Genomic DNA, 11,240 nt, shown 5'->3' with positions numbered 1-11,240 from the left:
GAAAAAGCTGAATAGTAAAAATTGTTTGCAGTGATCCGCAAGCTTTATATAAGGCACAGAAGTAATTCAAGGGGTGAAGGCATTGTTTAAATTTAATGATGAAAAAGGGCAATTAAAATGTTCCTTCTGTGGGAAGACACAGGATCAAGTACGTAAATTAGTTGCCGGACCAGGTGTATATATATGTGACGAGTGCATCGAGCTTTGCACGGAGATCGTAGAAGAAGAGCTTGGCACAGAAGAAGAAGTGGAATTCAAGGATGTGCCTAAGCCGGCTGAAATCCGTGATATTCTTGATGAGTATGTCATCGGTCAGGAACAGGCTAAGAAATCTCTGTCAGTGGCTGTTTACAACCACTATAAGAGAATCAACTCGAACAGCAAGATCGATGATGTCGAGCTTTCAAAAAGCAATATCAGCATGATTGGGCCGACAGGAAGCGGTAAAACCCTCCTTGCCCAGACACTTGCCCGCATCCTTAACGTTCCGTTTGCGATCGCTGATGCAACATCGCTTACGGAAGCAGGCTATGTAGGGGAAGATGTGGAGAATATTCTCCTTAAATTGATCCAGGCTGCAGACTATGATGTGGAAAAGGCCGAGAAAGGCATCATCTATATCGATGAAATTGATAAAGTAGCCCGTAAATCTGAGAATCCATCCATTACAAGGGATGTATCAGGTGAAGGTGTTCAGCAGGCTTTGCTTAAAATCCTGGAAGGGACTGTAGCAAGTGTTCCTCCACAGGGCGGCAGGAAGCATCCGCACCAGGAATTCATCCAGATCGATACAACGAATATCCTATTTATCTGCGGCGGTGCGTTCGATGGCATCGAGCAGATCATCAAGCGCCGACTTGGCCAGAAAGTGATCGGTTTCGGTTCTGACCAGAAACAGCAGGAGCTTGACCAGAAGGAATTGCTTTCCAAAGTCCTTCCGGAAGATTTGCTGAAATTCGGCCTGATTCCGGAATTCATTGGGCGTCTTCCGGTTATTGCCAGCCTTTCTCAGCTGGATGAGGATGCTCTTATCGAGATCCTTACAAAACCGAAGAATGCTCTTGTAAAGCAGTACCAAAAAATGCTTGAGCTGGATAATGTTGAGCTTGAATTTGAAGAAGGCGCGCTGATTGAGATTGCGAAAAAAGCAATCGAACGCAAAACAGGTGCCCGCGGACTCCGTTCAATTATTGAAGGCATTATGCTGGACGTCATGTTCGATCTCCCGTCCCGTGATGATATTTCTAAATGCATCATCACAAAAGAGACAGTTACAGACAACAGCGTTCCAAAGCTAGTGCTGAATGACGGTACTGTTGTGGAAGAAGAGCGTAAAACATCTGCATGATAATGTAATAAAAAAAGCCGGGCCGGAGTTTTCTCTGCCCGGCTTTTTTTGCATTCGTGGGCTGGATGATGATCCTGATTATGTTTTATGGAGGAAGTTTTTTACAGTGTATTCTTGTTTATTCCAACCTGTACAAGGAGATACTACCAAGTATCAGCTTGAACAAAAGTGCAGGAGGGATACTATGAGTTGGACCGGGATAGCTTTATTCATCCAGCTGTTTTTCGGGATCATTATTGGGCTTTATTTCTGGAATCTGCTAAAAAGCCAGCGTACACAAAAGGTATCGATTGACAGGGAGTCCAAAAAAGAAATGGATCAGCTGAAAAAGATGCGTTCCATCAAACTTACTGAACCGCTTTCGGAAAGAGTCCGTCCGGCAAGCTTTGAAGACATCGTCGGCCAGGGAGATGGGATTAAATCATTAAAAGCGGCGCTCTGCGGGCCGAATCCCCAGCATGTCATTATTTATGGGCCTCCGGGAGTCGGTAAAACCGCTGCGGCAAGGCTGGTGCTGGAAGAAGCAAAGAAACAGGATAAGTCGCCGTTTCGGAAATCATCCGTTTTCGTCGAGCTTGATGCAACAACGGCCCGCTTTGATGAAAGGGGAATTGCAGATCCGTTAATCGGCTCTGTCCATGATCCGATTTATCAAGGGGCAGGGGCAATGGGGCAGGCTGGCATTCCGCAGCCGAAGCAAGGGGCTGTCACAAATGCGCACGGAGGCGTTCTTTTCATAGATGAAATCGGGGAACTGCATCCTATACAAATGAATAAGCTGCTCAAAGTTCTGGAGGATCGGAAGGTCTTTTTGGAAAGCGCCTATTATAATGAAGAAAATACGCAGATCCCTCAGCATATCCATGATATTTTCAAGAATGGGCTTCCTGCCGATTTCAGGCTTGTGGGGGCGACTACAAGGACTCCGAGTGAGATTCCGCCTGCTATTAGATCCCGCTGCATGGAAGTATTTTTTAAGGAGCTGACTGAAGATGAAGTAGAAACGATCAGCAGCAAGGCAGCGGATAAGGTCAAAATGCCAATCAGCGGCAAAAGCTTAAAGACGCTGGCCTCATATGCCCGAAACGGACGCGAAGCGGTTAATCTGGTGCAAATATCCGCCGGGGTTGCCATCACCGAAGACCGGGATTACATAAAAGATGAGGATATCGAATGGGTCATCAACTCGAGCCAGCTGTCTCCGAGAATGGAAAGAAAAATCCACGGAGAGTCGGCGGTCGGCCTCGTGAACGGCCTTGCTGTATATGGGCCCAACACAGGCGCCCTCTTGGAGATTGAAGTGACAGTCATTCCTGCAAAAGAAAAAGGCTCCATTAATATAACCGGGATAGTTGAAGAAGAAAGCATCGGGGACCGCGGAAAATCGATCCGCAGGAAAAGTATGGCAAAGGGATCGATTGAAAATGTCCTGACTGTTTTGAAAACGATGGGAGTCCCTGCTGAAGATTACGATATTCATGTAAATTTCCCTGGCGGAGTGCCGATTGACGGGCCGTCTGCGGGTATCGCCATGGCGACGGGCATCTATTCTGCTATATATAAAAGGCCGGTGGACAGGGAAGTGGCCATGACCGGCGAAATCAGCATCCACGGCCATGTAAAGCCGATCGGCGGAGTATACGCCAAAGTAAAAGCTGCCCAGAAGGCCGGAGTCCGGACCGTGATCATCCCTGAGGAAAATATGCAAAACATATTGAACGAGATAGAGGGAATTGATATTGTTCCTGTCAGCCATCTCAGCCAGGTGTTCACTGCAGCTCTGCTGAAGGATTATGCAAGAGACCAGTCCATCACAGCGCCCATTGAGCTCACTAAGAAAGAAAGTATGTAAAGGAGCTCCGGTTTGCAGCAGATGCTTCAAACCGGAGTTTTATTTTTTTATGGCAGGATAAAGGAGAAATAAGCTGTCTAACAGGAAACCATCCGTCATATAATCAATGAAGCCGGATGTGAAGTGGGAGAGGCTAAGCATAAGGTTAAAGAACAACCTTTCGTCCTGCTCGTCTTATGCTTGTCGGCTCTGGGCAAGCGCCCTCCGCATTTCTATTAATAGACACCCACAAATAAATAAGTTAGAATTGTACAAAGGCTTGACCTGTGATATGATGCGGGTTTGGAATGATTGTTTGGTTTCCCTTTCTCATTTTTTGCGGGCTTAGTGCAAAGAATAAGGAAGAGGCAGATAATATATTTGATTTGCATTTGGAGGTGCAAACTATGGCGAATAAGAAAGACATCATCGTCCCCCTCCTGCCGCTTCGGGGCTTGCTCGTCTATCCTACAATGGTCCTTCATCTGGACGTTGGGCGGGAAAGATCCGTGCAGGCGCTTGAAAAAGCAATGGTAGATGACCATCTTATTTTTTTGACGACTCAAAAGGATATTTCAATAGATGAGCCGGCGGAAGATGACTTATACAAAATGGGTACTCTTACCCGCGTAAAGCAGATGCTGAAGCTTCCGAACGGCACAATCCGTGTGCTGGTGGAAGGCTTGAAAAGGGCAGAAATTGCCCAGCTCAACGATGAGGGCGATCATTATACAGTCAGTGTCGATACTTTTGATGACAGAGAAGAAAAAGATGCCGAAGACCAGGCGCTGATGAGGACGATGCTTGAGTACTTTGAACAGTACATAAAGGTATCCAAGAAGATTTCTGCGGAAACCTATTCCTCTGTATCCGATATTGAGGAACCGGGGCGCATGGCAGATATCGTCGCTTCCCATTTGCCGCTGAAGCTGAAGGAAAAGCAGGACATTCTTGAAATGATCGATGTCAAAAAAAGGCTGAACCAGGTCATTGAGATCATCCACAATGAAAAAGAGGTCCTGAACCTTGAGAAGAAGATCGGGCAGCGCGTCAAAAAAAGCATGGAAAGAACGCAGAAGGAGTACTATCTCCGCGAGCAGATGAAGGCGATACAGAAGGAATTGGGCGATAAAGAAGGCAAAACAGGCGAAATCGCTGAGCTTAATGACAGAATCGAACAATCCGGTATGCCTGACCATGTGAAGCTTGCTGCCTTAAAAGAGCTTGACCGTTATGAAAAGGTGCCTTCAAGCTCTGCTGAAAGCGCCGTGATCCGCAATTATATCGACTGGCTTGTTTCTCTGCCATGGACAGAGGCGACTGTTGATGACCTGAATATCCATAATGCCGAGCGAATCCTGAATAGAGACCATTACGGCCTTGAAAAGGTCAAGGAGCGGGTGCTGGAATATCTGGCTGTACAAAAGCTCACCAATTCGCTGAAAGGTCCCATCCTTTGCCTGGCCGGGCCTCCGGGAGTTGGTAAGACGAGCCTTGCCAAATCGATTGCTGCATCGCTGAACCGCAACTTTGTCCGCGTTTCCCTTGGAGGGGTGCGGGACGAATCTGAGATCCGCGGACACAGAAGGACCTATGTCGGCGCCATGCCGGGCAGGATCATCCAGGGCATGAAAAAGGCAGAGACCATCAATCCGGTGTTCCTGCTTGATGAGATCGATAAAATGTCCAATGATTTCAGGGGAGACCCTTCTTCAGCCATGCTGGAAGTCCTGGATCCTGAGCAGAACCACAATTTCAGTGACCATTATATTGAAGAAACATATGACCTTTCGAAGGTTATGTTTATTGCAACAGCGAATAATCTGGCAACAATACCGGGGCCTCTCCGCGACCGGATGGAAATCATCACGATTGCGGGCTATACGGAGCTCGAAAAGATCCATATAGCAAAGGACCACCTCCTGCCAAAGCAGATCAGCGAGCATGGGCTTTCTAAATCCCAGCTGCAGATCAGGGAGGACGCCGTCCAGAAAATCGTCCGTTATTATACAAGAGAAGCAGGCGTCCGCGGGCTTGAGCGCCAGCTGGCTTCCATCTGCCGGAAGACTGCGAAAATTATCGTTTCAGGCGAGAAAAAGAAAGTCATCATTTCTGAAAGAAATGTAGAAGACTTTCTTGGCAAGACGAAGTTCAGATACGGCCAGGCCGAGATCGAGGATCAGATCGGCGTTGCGACCGGCCTTGCTTATACAACGGTAGGCGGAGATACACTGCAGATTGAGGTATCCTTATCTCCAGGCAAAGGCAAATTGGTGCTGACCGGCAAGCTTGGGGACGTCATGAAGGAATCTGCACAGACTGCATTCAGCTATGTCCGTTCAAAAGCGAAGGAGCTGGGCATAGAGGAAGATTTTCATGAAAAGTACGATATCCACATCCATGTGCCTGAAGGTGCCGTTCCGAAAGACGGTCCATCTGCAGGGATTACGATCACTACTGCCCTTGTTTCGGCGCTTTCGGGGAATCCGATTCGCAAAGAAGTGGGGATGACAGGAGAAATAACGCTTCGCGGCCGGGTATTGCCGATCGGCGGAGTGAAAGAAAAAACTTTAAGTGCCCATAGAGCGGGATTGACTAAAATTATCCTTCCTAAAGATAATGAAAAAGATATTGATGATATTCCAGAGAGTGTCCGCGACGAATTGGATTTTGTTCTCGTATCACATGTTGACGAAGTTCTCAAGCACGCCCTGAATGGAGTGCACAGCAATGAAAGTAAATAGTGCTGAAATCGTTATAAGTGCGGTTAAGCCGGCGCAATATCCAGAAGAGTCCCTGCCCGAGTTCGCCCTGGCAGGGAGATCCAATGTCGGCAAATCCTCATTTATCAACAAAATGCTTAACCGCAAGAACCTGGCGAGAACATCCTCAAAGCCGGGCAAAACCCAGACATTGAATTTTTATCTGATCAATGAAATGATGCATTTTGTCGATGTGCCGGGATATGGCTATGCCAAGGTTTCCAAAAAGGAGCGCGAAGCATGGGGAAGAATGATTGAAACATACTTTACCTCCAGGGAGCAGCTGAAGGCTGCTGTCCTGATCGTCGATTTGCGTCATCCGCCGACAAAAGATGATATCATGATGTATGATTTCCTGAAGCATCATGGAATCCGATGCATCATCATTGCAACGAAAGCTGATAAAATTCCTAAAACGAAAAGGCAGAAGCACTTCAAAATCACCAAAGAGGCTCTTGACCTTGAATCTGGGGATGAAATTGTTTTGTTCTCGTCCGAGACCGGAGAAGGCAAGGACGAGGCTTGGGGAATCCTCAAGAAATATATGCAAAGTTAAAAAACGCCGCTTGGCGTTTTTTTTTTATGCGAATAATCAGCTCTTCCGCAGCCACATGGCTGTTTTCCATGAGGAAACGGGAGAAGAAGGCAGTATTTTCCTCTATTTAATAGAATGGCTCTGCTGAGTGTCTCTCAGGGCGGTATCAGCATCATTAACTGAAAATATAGCTAAATTTGAATTTTGTGGTAAAAGTAAGTGTAATGTTATGGTAATAAGGGTAATAAGTTTGAAATGAAATCCAGAAAACATTGAGGGGGAAAACAGTTGAAAAAATGGATCATAGCTATTGTTATTTTATGCTGTGCCGCCGTTCTCGGAGCATGCGGGACAAAGGAAGCTTCCTCCGGCGGGGCGGAGCTTGCGGACGAAGGGAAATTTACATATGCTGCATCAGGTGAATTCAAGCCCTTCAGCGTGACAGAAGCAGATGGGACAATGACCGGATTTGATATTGAAGTCGGAGATGCAGTGGCCAAGGAGCTGGGCCTTGAACCGGTCCAGAAAAAATTCAAGTTTGGCGGCATTGTGGAAGGCGTCAAATCAGGGCGGTTCGATGCTGCGGTAGCGAGCCACACCATCAATGAAGACAGACTGAAGGCGGTTAATTTCTCTATTCCTTACTATTACTCAGGGCCGCAGATCTTTGTCCGCCCGGACAGTTCAGCGAAGGTTCTGGATGATTTGAAGGATTTGGAAATAGCTGTTTCCAAGGGTTCTACCTATGCTGATTCTGCTGAAGAAGTGACAGATAACATCATTTTTTACGATAGTGATGTAACTGCGCTTGAAGCATTGAGCAGAGGGAAGCATGATGCAGTGATCACGGACTTCATCACAGGCAAAGAGGCCATCGGTTCCGGGATGGAAATCGAAGGCAGGGAGCTGCTTGGACGCAGCGAACAGGCGATTGCCGTAGCCAAGGAAAATGAAGAGCTGCTTGAGAAAATCAATGAAGCGCTCGAAAAGCTCCATGAAGATGGAACTTTGACAGAAATCAGCAAGAAGTACATCGGTGAGGATATTACAGTAGACCCTGAAAAGGAATAAAGGGGCAGGCGAATGCACCGAAACTTGCATTCGCCTCTTCCTGTACATAAAAAGACGCTCAATATTACGTTTAAAGAGAGGAAAAGCCTATGGAACTTGCCGGAAAGTTTTTAGAAACCTATCCCGTTTTTTTAAGAGGCATGCTTCTTACCTTTGAATTGACGATTGTTTCTGTTTTTATAGCCATCTTCATCGGGCTGTTTTTTGCCTTTTTGAAAATCTCGCGAATCAAGGTACTTGAATGGATTGCAGATATATATATCTTCCTTGTAAGGGGAACGCCCTTAGTCGTCCAGATTTTTATTTTTTACTTTGGACTGACGTCGCTGAATATCTCGCAATTCCTTGCCGTCGTTCTCGGGCTCGCTTTTCATAATGGAGCCTATATTGCAGAAATCTTCCGGGGCTCTATCCAGTCTATTGAAAAAGGCCAGATGGAGGCAGGCAGGTCGCTCGGCATGTCAGCAGGGCTGGCAATGAGGCGGATCATCCTTCCGCAGGCAGTGCGCAGGGCCCTGCCGCCGCTAGGTAATCAATTCATCATTGCGCTGAAGGATTCATCCCTGGCCTCGTTCATCGGGATGTACGAGCTCTTCAACGTAGCGACCACTTATGGATCAAATGAGTATGATTATATGAGCTATCTTCTGATTGTTGCAGTCTATTACCTCATACTGGTGCTCGTATTCTCATTCCTGGTCAGCATAATTGAAAAGCGGATGGCGATCAGCGATTAAAGAGGGAGGCTTTGGCAAATGGAAGAAGCAGTCATGATAAAAGTGGAGAAAATGAATAAGTCCTTTGGGGATCTTCATGTCTTGAAGGATATTGATATGACAGTGAAAGAAAGTGATGTAGTCTGTTTGATCGGGGCAAGCGGGTCAGGAAAGAGCACGCTGCTGCGATGCCTTAACTTCCTTGAAATGAAGGACAGCGGAAGCATTTTCATTGAAGGAGAGAAAGTCGAAAAAGAAACGCATGACCTGAACAGGATCCGGTCAAAAGTGGGGATGGTGTTCCAGCATTTCTATTTGTTCCCCCACCGTACGGTCCTCGAGAATGTAATGGAGGCCCCGGTCCATGTGAAAAAGGTGCCAAAAGAGCAGGCCAGGAAAGAAGCAAAAGAGCTCCTGAAAAAAGTCGGATTATCGGATAAAGAGGACGTATATCCCTCCAAGCTGTCAGGGGGGCAGAAGCAAAGGGTGGCCATCGCAAGGGCATTGGCCATGAAACCTGATATCATGCTGTTTGATGAGCCGACATCAGCACTTGACCCGGAGCTGGTCGGTGAAGTGCTTGCCACCATGAAGGACCTTGCCAGGGAAGGGATGACCATGATCGTCGTGACGCATGAAATGGGCTTTGCGAGGGAAGTCGCCGATTTTGCGGTATATATGCATGAAGGAAGGATTGTCGAGGTGGGGCATCCGGAGCAGCTGTTCCTGAATCCGAAGGAAGAGAGGACAAAAAGCTTCCTCGACTCTGTGCTGTAGGACAGAGAAAATTTTGCATAACAAAGATAAAACACCCGGGTGGGTGTTTTATCTTTGTACAAGTGTGGAATGATAGGCAGTATAAGCCTACTTTTTCTTTGAGATGAGCAGGTACAGCCCTATAAGCACGAGCGCAGCCGGCCAGAACTTCAAGAGAGAAGAAAGGCCCGGCCCCACAGGTCCCAATAGCCCTTCTGCTTTGCTGTAGAACAGGAGCAGGATGCTGATGGCCAGAAAAAGGAGCCCCTGGAAAAAGCCGGCCCCCGTCTTCTGGGCCCTGAGCAGGAATCCGAGGGCAATGATCAGGATGAAGGTGCCAATATGGTCCGGCCACACTTCGAGGCGGCTGACGATGTGGAAATGGAATCCAAACCCTGTTAGTATGATGCCGGGGAGGATAGCTTCGTAATCTTTGGCTCCGTAGCCCTGGAATAAAAAAGCGATTCCGACAATCATCAAAAGTGTGGGCCAGGAGTAAAATTCCTGGAATACTTGTACATTGGAACGCTGCATCAGGAAAAAGGCACCGAAGCCTATGAGGATGATTCCTGGGAATATCCGCTGATTTTTCATTTTTACACCACTTCCAGTAAGGTTCACTTGAATCCCGTCTTTATTTTTGGTACTGTACATAAGTAAGCCTTTTTGTCGATATATGTAATTTCGGCTGGGGCTTTGTGCTCCTGCAGGCTTTTATAGAGCCTTGGCGGGAAAGTTTTTCAACCTTTTATATAATCATTTATATTACCATATGTGTTCATCATCTGTTCACAATTTCACACGAAAAAAATGTTATAATTATTATATTGAACTACGTACTTAGCTGGGGGTGCAAACACTTTATGCATATTATTGTAGCAGGCTTAAACTATAAAACTGCCCCTGTCGAAATCCGCGAGCGTTTGACATTCAATCCGGATTCTCTGGGGGATGCCATGATGGCATTGAACAGCAAAAAGAGCATCCTGGAAAATGTCATCCTATCTACTTGCAACCGCACTGAAATATACGCAGTGGTCGATCAGCTTCACACCGGCCGCTATTATATAAAAGAATTTTTGTCTGAGTGGTTTGATATGGCCCATGAAGAATTTTCTCCGTATCTGTTTGTTTACGAACAGGACGGTGCTGTAGAGCATCTGTTTAAAGTTGCCTGCGGATTGGATTCCATGGTGCTTGGCGAAACGCAGATTCTTGGACAAGTGCGTTCAAGCTTCCTGGCTTCACAGGAAAAGCAGGCGACAGGCACTGTATTTAACCAGCTCTTCAAGCAGGCTGTTACATTGGCGAAGAAAGCCCATTCTGAAACTGAAATCGGCGCAAATGCGGTTTCAGTCAGTTATGCTGCCGTTGAGCTGGCCAAGAAGATATTCGGCTCCCTTGACCGGAAGCATGTCCTTGTCCTTGGTGCAGGGAAGATGGGAGAATTGGCCATTCAGAATCTGCATGCCAACGGGGCAAGCAAGGTTACTGTCATCAACCGAACGTTTGAAAAGGCTCAGGATCTGGCGAGCCGATTCCACGGTGAAGCCAAGACCCTCCAGGAGCTGCAGTGCGCTTTAATGGAAGCTGATATCCTCATCAGCTCTACAGGTGCAAAGGAATTCGTCATTACGAAAGAAATGATGGTTCATGTAGAGAAGATGCGCAAAGGCAAACCGCTCTTTATGGTGGATATTGCTGTGCCGCGCGATCTTGATCCGAAACTTTCCGAGCTCGACAGCGTCTTCCTTTATGATATTGATGACCTGGAAGGCATCGTAGAGGCAAATCTTCAGGAACGCAAGAAAGCGGCAGCAAGCATCATGCTGCTGATTGAAGGCGAGATTGTGGAATTCAAGCAATGGCTCAACCTCCTTGGGGTTGTTCCAGTCATTTCCGCCCTGCGTGAGAAAGCCTTGGCCATCCAGTCCGAAACCATGAACAGCATTGAAAGAAAACTGCCTCATCTCAGTGAGCGCGACAAAAAAGTGCTGAACAAACACACGAAGAGCATCATCAACCAGATGCTGAAAGATCCAATCCTGCAGGCCAAGGAAATGGCTGCACAAGCTGATGCCGATAAGGCCCTGGATTTATTTGTGAAAATCTTCAATATAGAAGACCTAGTTGCAGAACATGATGATGAAGTGAAGGCAGCAGCACCAATGCGGGCAGCAGTGAAGCAAGCCGTGCCTTCCCTTCAATCATAAGCGGGGTT

The 11,240-nt window shown here is 47.0% G+C and carries 9 protein-coding genes; 8 read left to right on the top strand and 1 reads right to left on the bottom strand.

Annotated elements, in window-relative coordinates; translation table 11 throughout:
* Positions 1–82 precede the first annotated feature (82 nt).
* The 7 genes from clpX to AC4E8B_RS18620 all read left to right on the top strand — a co-directional run bounded on the left by clpX (position 83) and on the right by AC4E8B_RS18620 (position 9,040).
* The gene (clpX, locus tag AC4E8B_RS18650) at positions 83–1,348 is read left to right on the top strand and encodes an ATP-dependent protease ATP-binding subunit ClpX (RefSeq protein ID WP_490214809.1); all 1,266 of its coding nucleotides are present in this window, start codon (positions 83–85) and stop codon (positions 1,346–1,348) included.
* A 184-nt stretch (positions 1,349–1,532) separates the two neighbouring features.
* Positions 1,533–3,200, top strand: coding sequence for an ATP-dependent protease LonB (gene lonB / locus AC4E8B_RS18645; protein WP_490214807.1), 1,668 nt, complete (start codon positions 1,533–1,535; stop codon positions 3,198–3,200).
* Between the two features lie 386 nt (positions 3,201–3,586).
* The gene (gene lon, locus AC4E8B_RS18640) at positions 3,587–5,923 is read left to right on the top strand and encodes an endopeptidase La (protein ID WP_490214806.1); all 2,337 of its coding nucleotides are present in this window, start codon (positions 3,587–3,589) and stop codon (positions 5,921–5,923) included.
* Entirely contained in the window at positions 5,910–6,497 is a 588-nt protein-coding gene (yihA, locus tag AC4E8B_RS18635) for a ribosome biogenesis GTP-binding protein YihA/YsxC (protein ID WP_490214805.1), read from the top strand. Before lon ends, yihA begins: the two co-directional genes overlap by 14 nt.
* A gap of 267 nt (positions 6,498–6,764) precedes the next feature.
* Positions 6,765–7,547, top strand: coding sequence for a transporter substrate-binding domain-containing protein (locus AC4E8B_RS18630; RefSeq protein WP_490214803.1), 783 nt, complete (start codon positions 6,765–6,767; stop codon positions 7,545–7,547).
* Positions 7,548–7,636: 89 nt separating this feature from the next.
* Positions 7,637–8,284, top strand: a complete 648-nt coding sequence (locus AC4E8B_RS18625) for an amino acid ABC transporter permease (RefSeq protein WP_490214802.1) — start codon at positions 7,637–7,639, stop codon at positions 8,282–8,284.
* Between the two features lie 18 nt (positions 8,285–8,302).
* Positions 8,303–9,040 carry an amino acid ABC transporter ATP-binding protein gene (locus AC4E8B_RS18620; protein WP_490214801.1) on the top strand — a complete coding sequence of 246 codons (738 nt, stop codon included), beginning with the start codon at positions 8,303–8,305 and terminating at the stop codon, positions 9,038–9,040.
* A gap of 87 nt (positions 9,041–9,127) precedes the next feature.
* Here AC4E8B_RS18620 and AC4E8B_RS18615 read toward each other — a convergent pair whose 3' ends face one another.
* Positions 9,128–9,613: a LiaI-LiaF-like domain-containing protein gene (locus tag AC4E8B_RS18615; RefSeq protein WP_490214800.1), complete on the bottom strand. Its 486-nt coding sequence runs from the start codon at positions 9,611–9,613 to the stop codon at positions 9,128–9,130.
* Positions 9,614–9,882: 269 nt separating this feature from the next.
* Here AC4E8B_RS18615 and hemA point away from each other — a divergent pair, with 269 nt between their 5' ends.
* Positions 9,883–11,232, top strand: a complete 1,350-nt coding sequence (gene hemA / locus AC4E8B_RS18610) for a glutamyl-tRNA reductase (protein WP_490214799.1) — start codon at positions 9,883–9,885, stop codon at positions 11,230–11,232.
* Positions 11,233–11,240 lie beyond the last annotated feature (8 nt).

The organism is Bacillus sp. SRL543 (assembly GCF_984799205.1).
This window is presented reverse-complemented; position numbering and strand designations above follow the sequence as displayed.